The organism is Sphingobium sp. SCG-1 (assembly GCF_002953135.1).
Classification (GTDB): Bacteria; Pseudomonadota; Alphaproteobacteria; order Sphingomonadales; family Sphingomonadaceae; genus Sphingobium.
In genome coordinates, this window is record NZ_CP026372.1 from 2467183 (window position 1) to 2487847 (window position 20665).

20 protein-coding genes and 1 tRNA gene are annotated in these 20665 nt (G+C 58.7%); 11 read left to right on the top strand and 10 right to left on the bottom strand.

What is annotated here, in order from left to right; genetic code table 11:
- From C1T17_RS11275 to mazG, 4 genes are all read left to right on the top strand, one after another.
- The gene (locus C1T17_RS11275) at positions 1–777 is read left to right on the top strand and encodes a TatD family hydrolase (protein WP_104953525.1); all 777 of its coding nucleotides are present in this window, start codon (positions 1–3) and stop codon (positions 775–777) included.
- Entirely contained in the window at positions 774–1544 is a 771-nt protein-coding gene (locus tag C1T17_RS11280) for an MBL fold metallo-hydrolase (protein ID WP_104953526.1), read from the top strand. The genes C1T17_RS11275 and C1T17_RS11280 overlap by 4 nt, the downstream gene beginning before the upstream one ends.
- A 104-nt stretch (positions 1545–1648) precedes the next feature.
- Positions 1649–2143, top strand: coding sequence for a TIGR02281 family clan AA aspartic protease (locus tag C1T17_RS11285; RefSeq protein ID WP_223262557.1), 495 nt, complete (start codon positions 1649–1651; stop codon positions 2141–2143).
- 52 nt (positions 2144–2195) lie between these two features.
- Positions 2196–2996: a nucleoside triphosphate pyrophosphohydrolase gene (gene mazG / locus C1T17_RS11290; RefSeq protein WP_104953528.1), complete on the top strand. Its 801-nt coding sequence runs from the start codon at positions 2196–2198 to the stop codon at positions 2994–2996.
- On the opposite strand, the gene hflX is transcribed toward mazG, so the two are convergent.
- From hflX to dusB, 7 genes are all read right to left on the bottom strand, one after another.
- Positions 2993–4309 carry a GTPase HflX gene (gene hflX / locus C1T17_RS11295; protein ID WP_104953529.1) on the bottom strand — a complete coding sequence of 439 codons (1317 nt, stop codon included), beginning with the start codon at positions 4307–4309 and terminating at the stop codon, positions 2993–2995. The two genes, mazG and hflX, sit on opposite strands and share 4 nt — an antisense overlap.
- A 44-nt stretch (positions 4310–4353) precedes the next feature.
- A complete protein-coding gene (gene hfq, locus C1T17_RS11300; RefSeq protein WP_104953530.1) occupies positions 4354–4842 on the bottom strand; it encodes an RNA chaperone Hfq in 489 nt (162 codons plus the stop codon).
- 147 nt (positions 4843–4989) lie between these two features.
- The gene (locus C1T17_RS11305; protein ID WP_104953531.1) at positions 4990–6363 is read right to left on the bottom strand and encodes a sigma-54-dependent transcriptional regulator; all 1374 of its coding nucleotides are present in this window, start codon (positions 6361–6363) and stop codon (positions 4990–4992) included.
- Positions 6353–8548, bottom strand: a complete 2196-nt coding sequence (locus tag C1T17_RS11310; protein WP_223262558.1) for an ATP-binding protein — start codon at positions 8546–8548, stop codon at positions 6353–6355. Before C1T17_RS11310 ends, C1T17_RS11305 begins: the two co-directional genes overlap by 11 nt.
- A 157-nt stretch (positions 8549–8705) precedes the next feature.
- Positions 8706–10187, bottom strand: a complete 1482-nt coding sequence (gene ntrC / locus C1T17_RS11315) for a nitrogen regulation protein NR(I) (RefSeq protein WP_411269190.1) — start codon at positions 10185–10187, stop codon at positions 8706–8708.
- A complete protein-coding gene (locus C1T17_RS11320; RefSeq protein WP_104953534.1) occupies positions 10184–11290 on the bottom strand; it encodes a two-component system sensor histidine kinase NtrB in 1107 nt (368 codons plus the stop codon). Before C1T17_RS11320 ends, ntrC begins: the two co-directional genes overlap by 4 nt.
- Positions 11291–11301: 11 nt before the next feature.
- A complete protein-coding gene (gene dusB / locus C1T17_RS11325) occupies positions 11302–12351 on the bottom strand; it encodes a tRNA dihydrouridine synthase DusB (RefSeq protein ID WP_104953535.1) in 1050 nt (349 codons plus the stop codon).
- A 98-nt stretch (positions 12352–12449) separates the two neighbouring features.
- On the opposite strand from dusB, the gene C1T17_RS11330 reads away from it, so the two are divergent.
- Both C1T17_RS11330 and C1T17_RS11335 read left to right on the top strand, forming a co-directional pair.
- The gene (locus C1T17_RS11330) at positions 12450–13613 is read left to right on the top strand and encodes a bifunctional 2-C-methyl-D-erythritol 4-phosphate cytidylyltransferase/2-C-methyl-D-erythritol 2,4-cyclodiphosphate synthase (protein WP_104953536.1); all 1164 of its coding nucleotides are present in this window, start codon (positions 12450–12452) and stop codon (positions 13611–13613) included.
- Positions 13614–13617: 4 nt separating this feature from the next.
- The gene (locus C1T17_RS11335) at positions 13618–14136 is read left to right on the top strand and encodes a CinA family protein (RefSeq protein WP_104953537.1); all 519 of its coding nucleotides are present in this window, start codon (positions 13618–13620) and stop codon (positions 14134–14136) included.
- On the opposite strand, the gene C1T17_RS11340 is transcribed toward C1T17_RS11335, so the two are convergent.
- Complete coding sequence (locus tag C1T17_RS11340) at positions 14082–14558, bottom strand: type II toxin-antitoxin system RatA family toxin (RefSeq protein ID WP_104953538.1); 477 nt, start codon at positions 14556–14558, stop codon at positions 14082–14084. The genes C1T17_RS11335 and C1T17_RS11340 overlap by 55 nt on opposite strands.
- A complete protein-coding gene (gene lipA / locus C1T17_RS11345) occupies positions 14545–15495 on the bottom strand; it encodes a lipoyl synthase (protein ID WP_104953539.1) in 951 nt (316 codons plus the stop codon). Before lipA ends, C1T17_RS11340 begins: the two co-directional genes overlap by 14 nt.
- 84 nt (positions 15496–15579) lie before the next feature.
- Between lipA and C1T17_RS11350 the strand changes: the two genes are divergently transcribed.
- Positions 15580–16218 carry a carbonic anhydrase gene (locus C1T17_RS11350; RefSeq protein ID WP_104953540.1) on the top strand — a complete coding sequence of 213 codons (639 nt, stop codon included), beginning with the start codon at positions 15580–15582 and terminating at the stop codon, positions 16216–16218.
- Positions 16219–16232: 14 nt separating this feature from the next.
- Here the strand turns inward: C1T17_RS11350 and C1T17_RS11355 are convergent, their stop codons facing one another.
- A complete protein-coding gene (locus C1T17_RS11355) occupies positions 16233–17957 on the bottom strand; it encodes a putative bifunctional diguanylate cyclase/phosphodiesterase (RefSeq protein WP_104953541.1) in 1725 nt (574 codons plus the stop codon).
- Between the two features lie 142 nt (positions 17958–18099).
- Between C1T17_RS11355 and moaA the strand changes: the two genes are divergently transcribed.
- From moaA to C1T17_RS11375, 4 genes are all read left to right on the top strand, one after another.
- Positions 18100–19113, top strand: a complete 1014-nt coding sequence (moaA, locus tag C1T17_RS11360; protein ID WP_104953542.1) for a GTP 3',8-cyclase MoaA — start codon at positions 18100–18102, stop codon at positions 19111–19113.
- A gap of 2 nt (positions 19114–19115) precedes the next feature.
- Entirely contained in the window at positions 19116–19898 is a 783-nt protein-coding gene (locus C1T17_RS11365) for an NAD kinase (protein ID WP_104953543.1), read from the top strand.
- 65 nt (positions 19899–19963) lie between these two features.
- Positions 19964–20038: transfer RNA gene (locus tag C1T17_RS11370), tRNA-Asn, on the top strand.
- A 103-nt stretch (positions 20039–20141) separates the two neighbouring features.
- Positions 20142–20597 (top strand): 3'-5' exoribonuclease, encoded by a 456-nt coding sequence (locus tag C1T17_RS11375; protein ID WP_104953544.1) that lies wholly within the window; start codon positions 20142–20144, stop codon positions 20595–20597.
- Positions 20598–20665: the final 68 nt, after the last annotated feature.

Here is a 20665-nt window from a genome sequence, read left to right on the forward strand (position 1 = left end):
ATGCTGATCGATAGCCACTGTCATCTAAACTATAAGGGTTTGATCGAGGATCAGGCAGGTGTCCTCGCCCGGGCGCGCGAAGCAGGTGTCGGGAAAATGCTCAACATCGCTACGCGCGAAAGCGAGTGGGACGACGTGCTTGCGACGGCGGAGCGCGAAGACGATGTTTGGGCAACTGTCGGCATCCACCCCCACGAAGCGGATGAACATCCGCACGTCGATACTGCCAAACTGGTCGAGCGCGCCTCTCATCCCAAGATCGTCGGTATTGGCGAAACGGGTCTCGATTACTACTACGATCAAAGCGACCGGGCGCGGCAGCAAACCTCATTCCGTGCCCATATCGCAGCCGCGCGGGAGACGCAGCTGCCGCTGATCGTCCATACGCGGGATGCGGAAGACGATACCCTTGCCATACTGCGCGATGAAATGGGGAAGGGGGCTTTCCCCGGCGTGATCCATTGCTTCACCGCCAGCGGCGCGTTCGCCAATGCCGCGTTGGAGATCGGTTTTTATATCAGTATTTCTGGCATCGTGACGTTCCGCAACGCGAAGGATCTTCAGGAAACGGCTGCTCGCCTTCCGGCGGAACGTCTCTTGATCGAGACAGACAGCCCCTTCCTTGCCCCCGTGCCGCATCGCGGGAAGCCTTGTGAGCCGTCTTTCGTAGCTGACACGGCACGTTTTCTCGCAAACCTGCGCGGAGAAGGTTTGGAAGTTTTGGCTGAAGCAACATCTCGTAATTTCAACCAGTTGTTTAAGAAGGCTGTTTTGTGACCTTAAAGGTTACTCTACTCGGATGCGGCACATCGTCAGGAGTGCCTCGTATCGGAAATGACTGGGGCACTTGCGATCCGACCGAACCAAGGAATGCACGAACACGCGCTTCGATCCTGATCGAAAGCTCGACTACGCGTATTTTGGTGGATACCTCACCTGATATGCGAGGCCAATTACTGGCTGCCGGGGTTGTAGAGATTGACGCGATCTTGTGGACGCACGATCATGCCGACCATTGTCACGGCATCGATGATGTTCGGCAACTGTTTCATCATGCAGGGTCACCGGTTCCGGGCTACGCACGGCGACAGACACTGGACTTGTTGCGGCAGCGCTTCGCTTACGCATTTGAAGGCCGGGAAGGTTATCCGTCCACAATAGACGGTCGTATCATGCCAGATACGTTTGTAATTGGCGACATCGCGATCGCCACCGTGGATCAGCCTCATGGATCAATCTACTCGACGGGCTTCCGCTTTGATTATGGTGGAAAGACAATTGCTTATGCAACAGACTTTCATGAAATAACAGGTGAGATGCTGGAAATGTACCGGGGCGTTGATATCTGGATAGCTGACGCGTTGCGCGTGCGTCCGCATCCCACTCACGCGCACCTTGCCCAGACGCTGACAGCCATCCAAGGCGCAAAACCGGGCAGGGCGATCTTGACGCATATGGATCATAGCATGGACTACCACGTTCTGCGCGCCATGCTGCCGGCGGGGGTCGAACCCGGCTACGATGGTATGGTCGCCGTCGCATAATGGGCGGGGCGGATACAGCGGGGATCATCTGGTACTTGGCGGTGCTGGTGCTGGTTGGATCCGCGTTGTTGTCACGACGGATCAGGTTGCGTACCGCAATCGGGATGATCGTAGCTTGGATCGGTATCTTTACAGTCATATTAACCATCGCAAGCTACCATGATGATATTGCTGCAATAGCAACACGCGTGAGCGCAAGCGTGACAGGACGGAGCCGTCAGACTGTCGAAGGCGGCCGACTACGCATTCCGATTTCAAGCGACGGACATTATTGGGTTGAAGGAACTATCAATGACGTTCCGACGCGCTTTTTGATCGATAGCGGCGCGACCATCACAGCGCTTTCTGTTCGAACCGCTCAGGCAGCATCCATAGATATCGATACACAGCGGATGCCGCTGGTGTTGAACACCGCGAACGGACCGGCGGAAGCCCAGCGAGGTGTCGCACGTCGCATTCGAGTTGGATCTATATCCATTCACGACTTGCCAGTGGTGGTTTCTCCCGGGTTCGGCGATGTCAGTGTCTTGGGTATGAACATCTTGTCGCGGCTGAAAAGTTGGCGTGTGGAGGATGGAGAGATGATCCTCGAACCATAACTGCCACGAACTATGCCAATTTAACATAATATATATTATCGGACTTTCATTTATGGCTGGACATTGTCCCTCGGATGTTCCTGTTGCATCCCCTGCAGATATTGCGCCGCTCGCCAATATCATGGCGCGATTGCGCGATCCTGTTGATGGTTGCCCGTGGGACGTGCAGCAGGACTTCGCAACCATCGCGCCCTACACGATTGAGGAAGCGTATGAGGTGGCCGATGCGATTACCCGCAATGACATGCCTGCCCTTAAGGACGAACTTGGCGACCTGCTGCTTCAGGTTGTTTTCCATTCTCGCATGGCTGAGGAAGCTGGACATTTTGCTCTACAGGATGTCGCCGATGCCATTTGCGAGAAGATGGTGCGTCGGCACCCGCACGTCTTTCTTGACGGCAGCACCGGCGATGCATCGACTGCGCAGACAAATTGGGAGACTATCAAGGCCACAGAGCGCGCCGAAAAGGAAGAAGATCGCAGTGCGCTTGCAGGCGTCGCGTTAGCGCTGCCAGCGTTGCTCCGGGCAGAGAAAATTCAGAAGCGCGCTGCCAGGACGGGTTTCGACTGGCCCGATCTAAGCGGGGTTACAGCAAAAATTCAGGAAGAACTTCAAGAAGTTGCCGATGCAACCTCTCAAGATGAGAAAGAGGACGAAATTGGTGATCTGCTGTTCACGGTCGTGAATCTGGCGCGGCATTTGAAAGTCGATCCGGAAGCTGCTCTTCGCCGTGCGACGGCCAAATTCGATGGCCGGTTCCGCGCCATGGAACAAGCGAGCGGGGATGCCTTCACAACACTTTCGCTTGAGGAGAAAGAAGCGCTTTGGCAGTTTGTTAAGCGTACAGCTTAGTGCGCGCGTGCTCGGAACCGGGCGTATGCAGACTGCGAAAGTCGCGCTTCTACTTGCAGAGCGTCGGCTTGAGCTGCCGTTGCAAGCACCTCCCCATGCTCATGCAGCCAGGCAAGTGAGGCACCGTCCGCTGGATCAAGTTGCAAGACATGGACGTCTGCCCCCGCCGTCAACGTCTGACTGATGGTTCGTTGCAGAACATCCAAGCCTTCGCCGGTAAGGGCTGAGACAAGCACGACGTCATCATGGCGGCTCGCGACCTCGCGAATGTGCGCGGCGGCCTCCTCATCCAGGAGGTCGACTTTGTTCCAAGCTTCGAGGATCGGCACCGCGGCGGCTGGATCGACCCCCTCCCCGACTACATTCAACTCTTCAAGAACCTGCAGCACATCTGCCCGTTGCGCTTCGCTGTCGGGATGGGCGATATCACGGACATGAACAATCAGGTCGGCGGACAGCACCTCCTCAAGCGTGGCGCGGAACGCGGCGATGAGTTGTGTCGGAAGATCAGAGACAAACCCCACAGTGTCGGACAGAATGGCCTTGTCCAGGCCAGGTAATGTGATCTGCCGCATCGTCGGGTCTAACGTAGCGAACAGCAGGTTCTCGGCCATCACGTCCGCGCCGGTCATCCAGTTGAACAAGGTAGATTTCCCGGCATTGGTATAGCCGACGAGTGCAATAACCGGCCAAGGCGCTCTTTGCCGGCGCGCACGATGCAGGCCACGGGTTCGCGTAACCTGCTCCAGCTCGCGCCGTATCTTGGCCATGCGATCCCGGATCAGGCGCCTATCTGCCTCGATCTGTGTTTCACCTGGACCACCCAAGAAGCCGAAACCGCCCCGCTGCCGCTCAAGGTGCGTCCAGCTACGGACTAGCCGCCCAGCCTGATAGTCCAGATGAGCCAGTTCGACCTGAAGACGCCCTTCGTTCGTGGCGGCTCGCTCCCCGAAGATTTCAAGGATAAGCCCCGTCCGGTCAATGACTTTTGCCTTGGTGGCTTTCTCAAGGTTGCTTTGTTGAACGGGCGTCAGGGCATTATCCACAATGACCAGCTCGGCCTCGTGATCTTCCGCCAACTGCGCGATGGTTTCAACCTGCCCACTGCCGAACAGAGTAGCGGGTTTTCGATCACGAACCCGGAAGGCCTGTGATGCCTGGACGTCGATGCCGATGGCAAGGGCAAGACCGCGGGCCTCTTCCAGACGCGCGTCACTGTCCCGCCGGTCGCCGCTATGCGTCTCCGCATGTACGACAACCGCGCGAGCGCCGCGCGCGACTTCGTCATCCTGATCGCGATCGAATACACTCATGCCGGGCCAACGCCCCTACAGCTTTTTGGTTCGGCCAAACGGTGTCAGTCCTGATCTGCCTCACCTTCCGCCGAAAGATCGAGCGGATGGGAAGGCTGCACCGTAGATACCGCGTGCTTATACACAAGCTGCGCCATGCCGTCGCGCTCCAGCAGCATACAGAACAGATCGAATGCGGCGATCTCGCCTTGCAGCATTACGCCATTCACCAGGAACATCGTAACCGGATAGCCCGAGCGGCGGACGGCGTTCAGGAATATCTCCTGAAGCAACTTGGCTTTCTTGTCGTTCGCGTCGAACGCTTTGCGGACTTCGGACAGATCCATCGGTTGCGCGGGCATTACCGTTGAGATCGCGTGCTTGTAGACAAGCTGTGACTGACCATCGCGGCGTAGCAGGACAGAGAAGTTATCAAACCAGGTGATGATCCCCTGTAGTTTGACGCCCTTCACCAAGAACATCGTTACAGGAGTCTTGCTCTTGCGAAGGCTGTTCAGGAAAATATCCTGAAGATTGTTGATCTTGTCGGCCATATCTGAGCCTTTCTATCTTGGCGGAACGTTGTCCGCTCATGTGCCTTGGCAGGCATCGTGCTGTTCACCGCGAACCGGGAACAGGAGTTTGTACCGCAACTGCGAAATAAATCCAGAGGGTTTAGATCCTGCCGTCGCCCTAGGGGTTCATCCGTCCTTGCCGTCTGTAATTCCCAGTAATTTCAATTTACGATGAAGGGCCGAACGCTCCATGCCGATGAACGTCGCAGTTCGAGAGATGTTTCCGGAAAAACGGCGTATCTGGACGCGAAGATATTCACGCTCGAAGCTTTCCCGCGCTTCACGCAAGGGTGAACCCATGATGGCGCTATTGCCGATCCCCTCCCCGGCGCTGCCGCCGGTAGCTTCTGCGGGAAGCATGTCGAGTTCGATACGACCGATGCGGTCTCCCGGCGCTAGTATGATTGTGCGCTCTATGACGTTGCGAAGTTGCCGCACATTGCCTGGCCATTCGCAGGCCTGCAACGCGGCCATGGCATCGCTTGCTATGTCGGGCGCCGCCACGCGACGCTCCGCCGCAAATCGTGCCAGGAAATATTCGACCAAGGGCGGAATATCGTCACGGCGGTCACTCAGTGGGGGAATTACCAAAGGTACAACATTGAGCCGATAATAAAGGTCTTCACGGAACCGCTTTTCCTCGATCTCCTGCGCAAGGTCGAGCGCGGTTGACGAGATTACCCGCACGTCCACCTTGACTTGCCGTTGTCCCCCTACCCGTGTGAAGCTCTGGTCGGTCAAAACGCGTAGGATTTTGCCTTGGGTGGTAATCGGCATATCAGCGATTTCATCCAAATACAGCGTACCGCCATGGGCCTGCTCAAGGAAGCCAGGTCTTACCAAACCCTCTCCGCCTTCGATGCCGAACAATTCTTCTTCGACTCGTTCTGGCTCCATGCGCGCCGCGGACACAACCACGAAAGGCGCGTCTGCTCGCCCGCTCCACGCGTGCAACATGCGAGCTGCAACTTCTTTGCCGCCGCCGGACGGACCGGAGATCAGCACCCGGCTACCGGTCCCTGCAACGCGCTTGATCGTGGCGCGCACGCCGTTAATCGCACTGGAATTACCAGTCAGTTCACTCTCGTTCCCTACACGCTCCCGCAAGGATTGATTTTCGCGGCGCAGGCGTTCGGTTTCTGTGGCGCGCGAAACAAGATGAAGGAGCCGGTCCGCCTCGAACGGCTTTTCGATGAAATCGGCTGCACCTTTGCGGATCGCGGCGACTGCCGTATCCAGATTACCGTGACCGGAGATCATTAAGACCGGTATCGATGGATCGCGCCGCTTGATCTCGTCCAATAACTCAAGGCCGTCAAGCTTCGACCCCTGCAACCAGACATCCAGCAGAACGAGTGAGGGGCGTCGGCTATCGAGGGCATCAATCGCCGCATCGCTGTGCGCAGCGGTGCGGGCTTCATAGCCTTCGTCCTCCAGGACACCTGCGACGAGTTCTCGGATATCCTCCTCATCATCGACGATCAAAATATCAAGCGCCATGAGCTGTCATCATTCCCTTCGTTGCGGCCTGCTCCGGGACCGCCTCCAGTCGTTCCAATGTATCGTTGTCGAGCACGATGAACACGCAGGCGCCCCCGCCCTCAGCGTCGCAAAAGCTGATTTCACCGCTATGTTCTTCGACAATTTTCTTGACGATCGCCAAGCCTAGGCCGGTGCCCTTGGCACGCGTCGTCATATAAGGTTCAAGTATTCGCTCCCGTTCCGGTGGCAAGCCGATACCATCATCCGTCACAGTGATCCGCAAACGGCCTTGCTCGTCCGTATCGAGCACCATTGTCACATGCCCCCGCAAGCCACCATCGGGTTGCGGCGGTTTCGGTTCGATAGCCTCGACGGCGTTCTTGACAATATTGGTCAGCGCCTGCCCGATCTGACGTCTGTCGCAGACGATCTCCATTGCGCCGACGTGCGATTCAAACGCGAAGCCGATCTCCGGATGCGCAACTTCGTGCAGGAACAGCGAGTGGCGGGCGATATCGGTTATTGCCTCCCTGCGGAACACCGGTTTTGGCATCCGCGCGAACGACGAGAATTCGTCGACGATCCGGCGCAAATCGCCCACTTGCCGGACAATCGTCCCCGTCAGCCTGTTGAAGGTCGCCGTGTCGCTCGTGATTTCCTTTCCATAGCGGCGTTGTAGTCGCTCGGCTGCAAGCTGTATCGGCGTGAGAGGATTTTTGATCTCGTGCGCAATACGTCTTGCGACATCAGACCAGGCGGCGCGACGCTGATCCGAAAGTTGCTGGGTGATGTCGTCAAAGGTCAGCACATGGCCAGAGGCGTCCCGCGAAATCTTCACCGCCAGCGTCCGCAAGTCGCCATGGGCGCGCACTTGCACGATTCCGGTGTTTTGTTCCTCGTTCAGCAACTCGGCAAGCTCAAGCGAAACGTCGGAGAGCGGCTGTCCCACAGGGTCCTGCCCCTCCTCCACCAATATTCGCTCCGCCGAACTGTTGAGCAATCGCACCACCTGGTTCTGATCCACCGACAACACGCCGGCAGTCACACCTGACAAAATAGCTTCAATGAACGCGCGGCGGTTATCGAGTTGGCTATTGGCTGCCACAAGGGCCCCAGTCTGCGCCTCGAGACGCTGCGTCATACGATTGAATGCGCTTGCGAGCGTGCCAATCTCGTCCCGCGCATGGGGACCGGAGACCCGCGTAGACAAATCGCCCGCAGTGATACGTCGTGCCGCATCTACCAACTCATTCACGGGACGGACGAGACGATCGGCAACCGTCAGCGCGATCCAGACGGCGATACCAACGAGAAGCAGCGATCCTACGAAGAGCGCGATATTGAAACGGAGTTGAAGGCTGCGTGACCGAACGGCAAAATCGTCATAATCCGAAAGCACGGCTTGCGCGCGTTTGACCTGGCTAAACGCAGGCGCGTCGGAATCCCGCGTCGCATAGAGATAGATCCTCTCTCGCGGATACAGCAGCGTTACCGCTTCAATCTGGTTTGGAGAGGCGTTGACCACAACGTCTTCGCCGCCAGCAAGGCGCGCCATTACGTCCTTGCTGAGGATATTCTTGGCGACCTTATCATCCGACGCCACATTCGCGGCAGTGCGCTCTACACCGTCCTTGCCGATTTGAATGATCGCGGACCGGTTCAGCTTACGCGTGACGACCTGATACACATAGCCTTCGCGAAATTCCGGACTCGATAGCGACGACTGGTTGAGGTAATCGCGCAAGTCGTTCGACATCGTGAGCGTCTCATCACGCACTTCCCGCAGGTTTTGCTCATAATATCCACGCGCGAATTCGTTAGCGTTCTCCAGCATTCCGCGCGCGTTGTCTGAGAACCAGAATTGCACGCCGTATTGAAACAGCAGCGATGCGAAGATCACCACGAGCAGCATTGGTACGCTGGACAGAATCGAGAAGATCGCAACGAGCCGGACATGCAATTGGCCTTCGCTACCTGCGGCACTGCGCGCGGCACGCCGGATTGCAAGCCTCCTGCCCAAAAGCACAAGAAGCGCAATCGCCGGAACGAGGTTTGCGACGAGAAGCAACGCCACGATGGGCGGCGTCAGAAGCGTGTAAGAGTCCCCTTGAGAGGAGACGAGCAGATAGGTGAGCGTACCGGTGCCCAACAGGAGCAATACGGTTGCGCCCTCGACAATCGGCGCGAGGCTGCGGCCGCGCATCCATTTCGGCAACGCTCTACGCCACGACGACTCGTAATGCTGCGGAGTTTCCGCGTCGACATTCATAGTTGCACAGATACAACAATATTGTGCCCACTAAAACACAGTTATTTTCTGTTTTATTTCAGTTGGTCGAGGCTTCGGGGGCATTGATCGCCTAATCCTCCGATCGGCGTAGCTGGGCAGGGTCTATACCGTAGTCGGTCAACTTCGATCGCAGCGTGTTACGGTTTATGCCCAGCATATTGGCTGCCCGTATCTGGTTGCTGTCCGTGCTGATAAGCGTTTCTCGAAAAAGCACCGGTTCAATGAGAGCCAATAGGTCTTCGTGCAGGTGTTCTTGCGCGGCGAGATCACCGACGGCAAGCTGCTCCCGTGTCCATTCCCGCACAGCCTCAACCAAACGATCGGCTCGACCGGCTATCATCTCGCTTCCTGTTGCAGGTAGCGGAAGGTTTTGCCGCAATATGTCCGACGTGATGATCGTATCACGCGCCAGCACGGCGAGCCGCTGCATCAGATTCTGAAGTTCCCGCACATTGCCGGGCCAATGCCAGTTTCCCAGAAGCCTTGCCGCGTCATCTGCCAACGTCTTACGAGGGAGGCCTTCCTTCGCCGCCACTTCCAGGAAATGCCGGGCCAGCAATGGAATGTCGTCTCGCCGTTCCCGCAATGCAGGTAAGGGAATTGGAACGACATTCAGCCGGTAATAGAGGTCTTCGCGAAACCTGTTTTCGGCAATCAATCCCGCCAAATCCTGATTCGTGGCGGCAATGATCCGCACATTCACTTTGACCTGGCTGGACCCGCCGACCGTAGTCACCTCGCCCGACTGAAGGACACGCAATAGGCGAGTTTGCGCTTCCATCGGCATGTCGCCGATCTCATCCAGGAAAAGCGTTCCGCCGTTGGCTTGCTCGAATTTGCCCGCGCTGCGCGCGTGAGCGCCAGTAAAAGCGCCTTTTTCGTAGCCGAACAGCTCAGCCTCGATCAACTCACGCGGAATCGCCGCCATATTTATTGCGACGAAAGGCTTGGCCCGCCTGCTCCCAAGCTTGTGAATGGCTTCGGCAACCAGTTCCTTGCCCGTGCCTGACTCCCCGAGAACGAGGATTGTAAGGTCATTCGAAACCACCCGAGCGATCGTCCGATAGACTTCCTGCATCGCCGGCGATCGTCCGACGAGCGGCAGCCCGTCATGCTCCTGCGGAGCATCGGCAATTCCGCCATCGTCCGACACCACACTCTGACGACGCATTACCAGCGCATCGGCGACAGCGCGGGTCAGTTCGTTAAGATCGAAAGGTTTCGGCAGATATTCGAATGCACCCTTCTCCGTAGCGCGCACAGCCGTGTTGAGGGTGTTCTGCGCGGATAATATGATGACGCTGATGTTCGGGCTATCCGCGATGATCCCGGCAACATCGTCCAGGCCATTACCGTCGGGCAGCATCACGTCGGTGATAAGCACATCGGGCGTAAAGCTGTCCAGCAAAGCCGCGCGCTCACCGATCGAGGCGGCAGTCTTGACCTTATGCCCCTGCCTGCGCAGCGCCTCTCCGACGACGACGCAGATCGCCGGATCATCATCGACGACCAGCACTCTGCCCGAAAGACCATGCGCCAGCGCCACCATCATCCTATCCCCATTGGTAACAAAATTCGGAAAATGGTTTCTCCGGCTTCCTGATCCCGCTGATATTGGACGAAGCCATTCATATCGCGCACCAGCTTGTCTACGAGCGCGAGACCAAGCCCCTGCCCGGTCCGCTTGCCTGTAATGAACGGATTGAAGAGGTCGTCACGGATATGTTCCGGCACGCCCGGCCCGTTGTCGATGACCAATATCTCGATAGGTAACGAGGAATTGCCTTTGCCTCCTGGCAGCATCACCGACATGCCGTGGCGAAACGCCGTAACAATCCTGATCCGCGGATTTTTAATTGGCCTCTCGCGCGGAAAAAGCGCTTCCGCCGAGTTTTTCAGCAGGTTAATCATGATCTGGACAAGGGCGTCGCCATTCACCAGGGCAAAAGGCAGCGATGGATCATAGCTTTTCGTCAAATGCACGTCGCGCGCGAAACCCGCGACAGCCACTTCGGCTGCCCGGTCGATCAGCGGATAAATGTTTTCCGGTCGGCAGACCAAGGGGCGCTCGGTCGTGAAATCCTGCATACGGTCGATCAGCGCCGCAATGCGATCCACTTCGTTGCAAATAAGCTGGGTCAGAGCCGTGGCACTTTCATCGTCGCCCGAGTCCAGCAACTGTGCCGCGCCGCGAATGCCGGAAAGGGGATTTTTGATCTCATGCGCCAATATCGCGGCCGCACCCATGGCCGATCGCGTGCCTCCCGCCGTACGGCGATAGGCGATCTTCTGGGCTTCACTCTTGGAATGAACCGATACTACCCGCCAGCCTTCATGATCCGGGATGGGCGCTATCATGAGGTCTACTTCCATAGCGGCAGTGCGACCGGCGTGCACCTGAACATCATAGGCTGCCAGAGGCGTGTCCGAGTTCCAGATGTCATACCGGCCATCCATGTCCGCCATGCGGAGGGTTCGGCTGATGTCGCTCCCGACGATAGCCGAACGCGCCATGTTAAGCAGCGTCTCCGCCCGGACATTGGCGTTGGCGATACGGTTGTCCGGCGCAACGACCAGAGTGGCGACAGGAAAGGCCGTGATGACGTCGCTGAGCGATGGAGAACCGTTGTCTTGACGAGTTGGCGGCGCTGACATGCGCACCACGTTCAGGCAGCTTGGACGAACGGCAGATCGTCAAGCGGCGTGCTACCGCTGACTATCAGCGGTTCGTAGAAATCGGCGAGCATGTTCATCACGCGATCTGCCGCCGGTTCCTTGTTAACGGCGTGACGGAATTCCGCAGAACCCGGTAAGCCTTTGGTATACCAGCCAATGTGCTTGCGCGCCATGTTCACACCGGTGTCGGTTCCATAGTGATCGAGCATCGCGCGATAATGCTCGATTATCACGCCGTATTGTTCTTCAAGTGAAGGATCGCTCAACCTTTCGCCCGTCGCGAACCAGTGCATGACCTGCCCAATCAGCCACGGTCGACCATAGGCCCCTCGCCCGATCATCACGCCGTCCGCGCCGCTCTGAACAAGGGCGGTGTCTGCGTCCTCCAGCGAGCAGATGTCGCCGTTCACGATCACCGGCAGCGACACTGCGTCTTTGACCTGACGGACAAAGGCCCAATCTGCCGAGCCCTTGTACATCTGATTGCGGGTGCGGCCATGGACGGTAATGAGCTTCGCCCCCAGATCCTCCGCGATGTGCGCCAGTTCCGGAGCGTTCAGGCTGCTATGATCCCAGCCCATGCGCATCTTGACGGTCACCGGCACGTCCACCGCCTTGACGGTAGCTTCTATGAGTGCTGCGGCGAGTGGCAGGTCCCGCATCAGGGCACTGCCTGCGTCACCATTGACAACTTTTTTGACCGGACAACCCATATTGATGTCGATGATCGCGGCGCCGCGATCCGCGTTCAGCTTGGCCGCTTCCGCCATTTCAGTTGGAGAGCATCCGGCAAGCTGCATCGAAACCGGCTCTTCGATAGGGTGCCAGGCGGCTTTCTGTATAGACTGCCGCGTCTCCCGGATCATCGCGGCCGACGCAATCATTTCCGTCACATTCAATCCGCAGCCGTAGCGGCGAACCAAAGTGCGAAACGGCATATCCGTGACACCCGTCATCGGCGCCAGAATCACTGGTTGATCGATGCGAACATTGCCAATGGCGATTGGCCGGATTGACGAACGGGGAGCGTCATTATGCATTATGAAATCGTGCCTAAAAATGAGGCAGTCCCATAGCCGCAATTGGTTGGTACGGCAAGCGACTGGCGGCGGTTGCCTTACTCGGCTATGCGCGCGCCATGATCTCGCGCAAAACTGTCGCCATCCTTGTCGCCGCCGGGAAAGGCACTCGGGCGGGCGGGGACCTTCCCAAACAATACCGGCAACTTGCGGGAAGATCGGTCCTTTCCCACGCCCTAGAGGCATTGGCACGACATGAGGCGATTCATAAAATCATCATTGTAATCGGCAGTGGCGAGGAAACGGCTGCGCGAGCTGCGGTCGGCGCCATTGGTCAGGACAAGATTAGCTACACTATTGGCGGAGCGAGCCGACGGAAGTCGGTGTACGCGGGTCTCAAGGCCGTAGATGCAGCCGATCACGTCCTCATACATGACGCAGCGCGGCCTTTTTTGAACATGCCGGTGATCGACAGGTTGCTTGAAGGTTTGGACACGCACGACGCAGCGATCCCTGTGCTCCCGGTCGTAGATACGCTGGCGGGCGGCGATCAATATCTCAGTGAAGTTGTGGACAGGAGCGGTCTTTATCGCATCCAGACACCGCAAGCCTTCCGCTACGAGGTTGTTCGCGATGCGCACGCAAGGTGGAGCGGGCCGGAAGAACCGACCGACGACGCGCAAATGGTCCGGGCGTTGGGGATCAACGTGAAACTGGTCGAAGGCGACTTAATGCTTGAAAAGCTAACCCTCCCGGCAGACTTCGAGCACGCGGAAAGACGTCTCCGCGGTCTCTACGATGCTCGCACCGGTATGGGATACGATGTGCATCGGCTTGTCGCTGGTGAAGCGTTGTGGCTTTGCGGCGTTGAGGTGCCCCACGACAAAGGTCTGTCTGGGCACAGCGATGCGGATGTGGCGCTTCATGCGCTTGTAGACGCCATTCTTGGAGCGCTGGCGGACGGTGACATCGGGAGCCATTTTCCGCCGTCCGACCCGCAATGGCGCGGGGCTGCTTCGTCCCGTTTTCTCGAATATGCCCGCGATCTGGTAAATGCCCGTGGCGGCGCCATCAATCACGTCGATCTTACCATCATCTGCGAGGCGCCCAAAATCGGGCCGCATCGCGACGTAATGCGCGCCCGCGTCGCTGAATTGCTGCGGATTAACATTAATAGGGTAAGCATCAAGGCGACCACTACGGAGCGGCTTGGCTTTACCGGGCGGGGCGAAGGCATCGCCGCGCAAGCCATTGCAACTTTGTCCATGCCCGAAGGGTTCTGATTCCATGCCAGACACGATTTTGCCGCAGGAACTGGTCACGCTCGCGAACAGGGTGGTGGAGGCCAACCGGCGTGCCGGTCGCGTTATCGCCGTAGCCGAAAGCTGCACGGGCGGACTGGTGTCAGCCGCCCTTACCGAAATTCCCGGTTCTTCGGACGTGTTTTCCGCGGGGTTCGTGACCTATTCCAACGAGATGAAGCGTGAGTTGCTCAAGATTTCGGAGGATGTGCTGGATACGTTTGGAGCGGTATCGATAGCGGTCGCATGGGCGATGGCTCAGGGTGCCTTGACGCGAACCGATGCGGATGTCGCCGTCGCGATCACGGGTGTTGCCGGTCCGGGGGGTGGCTCGGAGCAAAAGCCAGTGGGCACTGTCGTATTCGCGCGCGCTGAAAAAGGTGCGCCGGAAGATGCCGCCGTCGCTGACACACGGCATTTCGAGGATAATGGTCGCGGCGGCGTTCGCCTTCAGGCAGCGCTTTGCGCGCTCGAACTATTGTTGCCGGATGCACCTGCTCCATAAAGTGCCTGTGCCCGCGCCTCAAAGGCGCCGATCATCTTCCGCAAGGCGCTATCGAATACCTGCCCAGCCAATGCTTCGAACAACCTGTTCTTGAATGCGAAGTCGACAGTGAAATCGACTAAAACGCCCCCCTGCCCGTCGCTGCGAAAGTGCCACAGGTTGTAGAGGTACTTCAGCGGGCCATCGAGATAATCGACACGCACTTCCTCCGGCCGCTTTTTCACGACCTTAGACGTGAACGTCTCGCGCAAACCCTTGAAGCCGACCACCATATCGGCGACCATTTCGGTCTCGCTGCCGGAGCGAATACGGATGGCGCTCACCCAGGGAAGAAACTCTTCATAGCGCTGCACGTCCGCCACAAGGTCGAACATCTGCTCCGGCGTGTAGGGCAGATGACGGGTCTCCTCATGCCGGGGCATGGCCAGCCTTCTTCGCCAGTTTGGCTTCCCGCGCCGCGCGCATCTCGGCAAAGTCCTTGCCTGCATGGTAGCTTGAGCGCGTCAGCGGACTGGACGCCACCTGCAAAAAGCCTTTGGCCCGAGCGATAGCCGCATAGGCATTGAAGCCAGCCGGCGCGACAAACTCAATGACTTTAGCGTGTTTGGGCGTGGGTTGCAGATACTGGCCCATCGTCAGGAAGTCGATGTCTGCTGACCGCATGTCGTCCATCACCTGATGCACTTCCAGCCGCTCTTCACCCAGCCCAAGCATGATCCCGGATTTGGTAAAGATCGAAGGATCGTGCTTCTTCACGGTCTCCAGCAAGCGGAGCGAGGCGTAATAACGTGCGCCCGGCCGGATCGTCGGATAAAGGCGTGGTACCGTTTCCAGATTGTGATTGTAAACATCGGGCCGCGCGGCAACGATCGCTTCGACGGCGGCTTCATGTTTGTTGCGAAAGTCTGGCGTCAGGATTTCGATTGTTGTTTTCGGCGTAGTCCGCCGAAGCTCCTGAATGACCTTCACGAACTGCGAAGCGCCGCCATCCGGCAAGTCGTCGCGGTCCACGGAGGTGATGACGATGTGCTCCAGCCCCATCTCGGCAGCGGCTTCCGCCAAGTGCATTGGCTCCAGCGGGTCGACCTTGCGCGGCATTCCCGTTTTGACGTTGCAGAAGGCGCAGGCGCGCGTGCACACGTCGCCCAGGATCATTACCGTCGCGTGCTTTTTGCTCCAGCATTCCCCGATGTTGGGGCAAGCGGCTTCTTCGCAAACTGTCGCCAGCCCCTTTTCCCGCATGAGCTTCTTGGTTTCAACGTAGCCAGGACTGGTCGGCGCTTTAACGCGTATCCAATCAGGCTTACGGACGCGAGCAGTACCAAGGGCGGCGGGGCCGACAGGCAGGATTTCATTCATGACGCCCACATAGCGATCCCCGACGCGTCTTGCCAGTGGCTTCCCCCTTCCCTATCGCAAACCGCACCTATCTGGGGAGACACTATGACTGATTTCGCGGACATGATTTCGGGCTATCGTCGTTTCCGGCAAGCAGGTTGGGCGCAGCAGCGTGAGCGTTGGGGTGAGTTGCGCGAGGGTCAATCGCCCCGAGTAATGATAATCGCCTGTTCCGACAGTCGCGTAGATCCCGCGCAGATATTCGATACGAATCCCGGTGAGATATTTGTTGTCCGCAACGTCGCGGCGCTAGTTCCACCGTTCGAGACCACGCCGGGCCTGCATGGCGTATCCGCCGCACTGGAATTTGCGGTGCAGGTGCTCAAGGTCGGCGAGATCGTGGTGATGGGGCATGGGAGCTGCGGGGGCTGCGGCGCAGCATTGTCGGGCGATCTCAAAGATCAGCCGCCCGGCGAAGGGGGTTTCATCGCCAACTGGATCAAGCTGCTCGACGATGCACGCGCGCATGTCGTGGCGGAACATCCCGACCACAGCACGCCACAAGCCAAGCGGGCCATGGAGGAGGAAGGCGTGAAGGTGAGCCTGGCGAATCTCCGCACCTTCCCCTGCATCCGTTCGAAGGAACGGTCGGGCGATCTCAAGCTTGTCGGCGCGTTCTTCGCCATTGCCGACGGCGTGCTCAATGTGCTGGACGAACAGAGCGGCGTGTTTTCACCAGCCTGACCGGTGCGGGCGGGCTACCCCTCTACAAGTGCGGCGAGATCGACAGCGGACACGGCGGGAGATTTCAGAAAGCCCTGATAATAGCTGCAACCCTGAGCGGCGAGCAGTGCCCGCTGCTCCTCCGTTTCCACCCCCTCGGCGATTACCTGCATGCCCAGGGCGTGCGCCATGTCGATCACGCCGCGAACGATGATACGGTCGCGCTCCGAACCGGCGATATCCTGTGCAAGGCCGCTGTCGATCTTGAGATAATCGAGCGGCAGCGCCTTGAGATAAGCGAGGCTGGAATAGCCCGTTCCAAAATCGTCGATCGCAACTGCCAGACCTTCGGCGCGCAACCTGTCCAGCAGCGCCGCCGCTGCCCTTATGTCCTCGATAAGCCCGCTCTCGGTTATCTCGACTGTCAGCCGCGACCGCGGAAAGCCACTACTATCGACCGTTTGGAGGAAGCCCTCCAAAAACCTAGGCTGGGAGATGTCGGAAGCGGTAACATTGAGCGAGAGCCGCAAGGCTGATAGCACTTTCGGCCAAGCGGCTGCCTGCCGTAACGCTTCTGCCTGAATATGCGCCGACAGGGGCAACAAGAAGTCCGACCGCTCTGCCGCAGAAAACAACGCTCCGGCGCCCAGCGCCCCATAATGCGGATGATTCCAGCGCGCGAGCGCTTCGACTCCAGTAAGACGGTTATCGGCGCACGCATATTGCGGTTGGAAAACGACATCGATCTCGCCCCGATCAAGCGCCAACCGCAAATCGCTTTCCAGCCGGTCCGGGTCCGCGTCACGACTGCGCTCCGTTGCGGTCAGGATGCGAATGCCTTCCCCGTCCGACTGCTTCGCGTCTGCCAGCGCCGTCCCGGCCCGCCTGAGCAGGCGCGTCGCGCTATCTCCCGATACGCCTTCGGCGATGCCGCACCGCCCAGTGAGTCGGATCAAATGATCGCCCGCGCTAAACGGCTGCGAAATGACGGCGACGATCCTGCGCGCCAGGAACACAGCGCGGTCGGTTCCCAGAACATTGGCCGAAGCGCCAATCATATACTCTGTCCCGGCGACCCGAGCTATCATCGCGTGGGGGCCGACATATTCCTCCACCAGCCGCTCGACGCGCCTCGCGATGCGGCCCAGCAGGGCGTCGCCTGCCATCTGCCCATAAGCGGCGTTGATGCGATCAAAGGGGCCAATCGACAGAAGAAGCACCAACGGACTGCCCTCTGCCTTCAACTGCTCTTCCAGCCACCGCACCGCCGCCTGCCTGCTGGAAAGACCCGTTAGAAAGTCCATGTCCACGTTCCGGGGAGCGCTAACTGGATGCTGAAATTGACTGTTAAATGCGGCACGGCCGCTGAGACGGGCTACCATGATATCGGCAGATGCGAGGATTGCCGCCAGGTTCTCCCGCAGGACAGGGGCGCAAATGAAGTGTGTGGCGCCTGCTGCCGTTAATCGGGCAACGGCCTGGATATCTGCCGCTTCGATCAGCGCGATCAAGGCTCCGCCGGACGCCTCCACGGCGCTGCCCATCTGATCGATCAGGCTTTCTTTTCCTTTGCGGACGTCGATCAGGGCCACCGTCGCGTCGCCAGCAAGGTAATGCCGCTCCGCGTCGTCGCTGCGGCGCTTGGCAGTCGCCTTCCAGCCGCACTGCGCCGCAAGCTCCGCCAGCCCATCGCGATCCTTATCGGACACGATGAACAACGAACGCAGCGCATCAGGATTGCTACTCTGCTGCTGCTCCATGCTATTCGCCAACGCCCGTATCAATGCTGCCCCGTTCTGCTCTGCTCTCATGCCATAATGCGGACCCATTAGCGCTGCGTTACCGCAATCTCCGCAAGGCCCAGCGCTTGCGTAAGGCACTGCCATGCCCTAGCTAACGCACATGGACGCCAACGAGAAGACAGATGTGGCACCCTTGATTGACGTCCATGGTCGGCGCATCGAGTATCTGCGCATTTCCGTAACAGATCGGTGCGACCTCCGATGCCGCTACTGCATGTCGGAAAAAATGACATTTCTTCCGCGTAATCAGATACTTACACTGGAGGAGATCGCGATCATCGCCGATCGGTTTATCGCGCGAGGGGTGCGAAAGATACGGTTGAGCGGCGGTGAACCGTTGGTGCGGCGCGACTTCGGCGATCTTGCCCGTCGCATCGGCCGCCATCTGGATCGAGGACTCGACGAACTTACACTCACGACCAACGGCACGCATCTTGCCGAACATGCCGACATGCTGGTGGACGCCGGGATTCGGCGGATCAACGTCAGTCTAGATACGCTCGATCCGGAGACGTTTGCCTTTATCACGCGCGGCGGCGACATCGCCAAAGTTATGGCTGGTCTAGACGCGGCGCGCAGCAGCGGCCTCTCCATCAAGATCAACATGGTTGCCTTGAAGGGTCTTAACGATCATGCTTTCGTCGACATGCTCCGCTGGTGCGATGCGCAGGGGCACGACCTCACCCTCATAGAGACCATGCCGCTGGGCGAGGTCGACGAGGATCGCACGGACCGCTTTGTTCCTCTGTCCCATGCCTTGCAGGCCATTCGTCAGGAATATGATGTCAGTCCCTTGTCGGATCGCACTGGCGGCCCTGCCCGCTATTTCGCGGTTGACGGGATGCAGTCGCGGCTGGGCCTCATCACGCCATTGTCGGAAAACTTTTGTGCCGGTTGCAACCGGATGCGCCTGACCTGCCAGGGCCGCATCTATATGTGTCTGGGCCACGAGGATCATGTCGACCTTAAGGCCGCCTTCCGGAGTGGTGGTGTGGCCGCGCTGGACAGTTTGCTCGACTCAGCACTTGCCTCCAAGCCGCTGGCGCATGATTTCCGCATCGGTGCCGACGCGTCTGCCGCAACTGTGCGCCATATGAGCGTGACCGGCGGCTAGCGGTGAGTTCCGGTAACGAACCGAAGCGCGCGCTGCTCGCGTCGCCCACACAGGCTGCGCGCGCCGCCGAGGAGCGCCTACGCGCCAGCTATGATTTCGTGCCGCTTGAGCAGGCCGACATGGTTGTGGCGCTCGGCGGCGACGGGTTCATGCTTCAGGCGCTGCACGCTATGCTGGAGGCGCGGCGGATCGTGCCGGTCTTCGGCATGAACTTGGGGACGGTCGGCTTCCTGATGAACGAGTGGCGGCTGGAACGGCTGGACCAGCGCCTTGATGCTGCCAAGCATTTCAAGGTCAATCCGCTCCGTATGACGGTGAACACTGTCGACGGTGAACAGTTCTCGATCCCGGCCATCAACGAAGTGTCTTTGCTACGCGAAACGCGCCAGACTGCCCGGTTGTCCGTTGAGGTGAACGGTCGAATCGTGCTTCCCGAACTGGTTTGCGACGGGGTGCTGGTAGCAACGCCCGCGGGTTCCACGGCATACAACCTCTCGGCGCACGGTCCGATCCTGCCACTCGGTTCAGCGCTCATGGCGCTCACGCCGATCAGCCCGTTCCGCCCTCGCCGCTGGCGGGGAGCGATCCTGCCTGAAAATACGGCGATCACCTTCACGGTGCTCGATCCGGTCAAACGTCCCGTCAGCGCCGTGGGCGATCAGCGCGAAGTTCGCGATGTCGCCAGCGTTGAAGTCAAAATCGATCGGACGACGCCGCTCACGTTGCTTTTCGATCCGGAGCACACACTGGACGACCGTATTGCCGCAGAGCAATTTATCGCCTGACGGGACTTGCTTTATACGAAAATCCACTGCTATAGGCGCGGCCTGCCCGACGAAAGCCGGGTCACTCCCCGGTAGCTCAGCGGTAGAGCATCCGACTGTTAATCGGACGGCCGATGGTTCGAATCCGTCCCGGGGAGCCACTTCTTTAATGACAATCCTGCGATCTCGCTGCTTGATAGCAATGGCGTAGGCTTTCGGGTGCGCAATGCGTCCACTCGCATTTTGCAGCCGGAACATGTTGCTATGCTTTACTTCCTGGATACCGAATTCAACGGCTTTGAGGGCGATCTTATCAGCCTGGCGCTTGTTCCGGAGGATGGCGATCAGGAATTCTATGTCTCGCTGCCGCTCCCTGACGAACTGCATCCGTGGGTGGAGCAGAAGGTCATTCCTTATCTGCGCCACGTTCCTCCGGCGCTCGACTATGAACTGACACGAGAACACGCGGCGCAGCACCTTGCCGCTTATCTTCAGGGTGATCCTGATCCGATAATCGTTGCGGACTGGCCTGACGATCTAGCGCATTTCTGCAAGTTGCTCGTTACCGGTCCAGGAGAGATGGTGGAGGTCCCGCCGCTTCGCTTTGAACTGCGCGATGCGACCGGCTTCAGCGCAGCCGCCAACAGCAGGGTTCCTCACAATGCGCTGCACGATGCGCGCGCGCTTCGGGCATTTTACCTGAACACGGAAGATCGATAGCCGAAAGCGACCATCAGCCTGCAGTGGCCTGCTGACACTGGCACCGTGGCATTTCTGCACCGTCACAA

What these genes read in the sequence shown, in the direction of transcription:
- C1T17_RS11340 (WP_104953538.1), bottom strand. Translation starts at nt 14,558, where the DNA reads ATGCCCCGGCATGAGGAGACCCGTCATCTGCCCTACACGCCGGAGCAG.
- C1T17_RS11305 (WP_104953531.1), bottom strand. Translation starts at nt 6,363, where the DNA reads ATGGCGCTTGATATTTTGATCGTCGATGATGAGGAGGATATCCGAGAA.
- ntrC (WP_411269190.1), bottom strand. Translation starts at nt 10,187, where the DNA reads ATGATGGTGGCGCTGGCGCATGGTCTTTCGGGCAGAGTGCTGGTCGTC.
- C1T17_RS11375 (WP_104953544.1), top strand. Translation starts at nt 20,142, where the DNA reads ATGCTTTACTTCCTGGATACCGAATTCAACGGCTTTGAGGGCGATCTT.
- C1T17_RS11335 (WP_104953537.1), top strand. Translation starts at nt 13,618, where the DNA reads ATGCCAGACACGATTTTGCCGCAGGAACTGGTCACGCTCGCGAACAGG.
- lipA (WP_104953539.1), bottom strand. Translation starts at nt 15,495, where the DNA reads ATGAATGAAATCCTGCCTGTCGGCCCCGCCGCCCTTGGTACTGCTCGC.
- hflX (WP_104953529.1), bottom strand. Translation starts at nt 4,309, where the DNA reads ATGAGTGTATTCGATCGCGATCAGGATGACGAAGTCGCGCGCGGCGCT.
- C1T17_RS11310 (WP_223262558.1), bottom strand. Translation starts at nt 8,548, where the DNA reads ATGCGCGGCCGCAGCCTCGCGCCGATTGTCGAGGGCGCAACCGTATTG.
- C1T17_RS11275 (WP_104953525.1), top strand. Translation starts at nt 1, where the DNA reads ATGCTGATCGATAGCCACTGTCATCTAAACTATAAGGGTTTGATCGAG.
- hfq (WP_104953530.1), bottom strand. Translation starts at nt 4,842, where the DNA reads ATGGCCGACAAGATCAACAATCTTCAGGATATTTTCCTGAACAGCCTT.
- C1T17_RS11355 (WP_104953541.1), bottom strand. Translation starts at nt 17,957, where the DNA reads ATGGAGCAGCAGCAGAGTAGCAATCCTGATGCGCTGCGTTCGTTGTTC.
- C1T17_RS11350 (WP_104953540.1), top strand. Translation starts at nt 15,580, where the DNA reads ATGACTGATTTCGCGGACATGATTTCGGGCTATCGTCGTTTCCGGCAA.
- C1T17_RS11330 (WP_104953536.1), top strand. Translation starts at nt 12,450, where the DNA reads ATGATCTCGCGCAAAACTGTCGCCATCCTTGTCGCCGCCGGGAAAGGC.
- C1T17_RS11320 (WP_104953534.1), bottom strand. Translation starts at nt 11,290, where the DNA reads ATGTCAGCGCCGCCAACTCGTCAAGACAACGGTTCTCCATCGCTCAGC.
- C1T17_RS11285 (WP_223262557.1), top strand. Translation starts at nt 1,649, where the DNA reads ATGATCGTAGCTTGGATCGGTATCTTTACAGTCATATTAACCATCGCA.
- dusB (WP_104953535.1), bottom strand. Translation starts at nt 12,351, where the DNA reads ATGCATAATGACGCTCCCCGTTCGTCAATCCGGCCAATCGCCATTGGC.
- mazG (WP_104953528.1), top strand. Translation starts at nt 2,196, where the DNA reads ATGGCTGGACATTGTCCCTCGGATGTTCCTGTTGCATCCCCTGCAGAT.
- moaA (WP_104953542.1), top strand. Translation starts at nt 18,100, where the DNA reads ATGGACGCCAACGAGAAGACAGATGTGGCACCCTTGATTGACGTCCAT.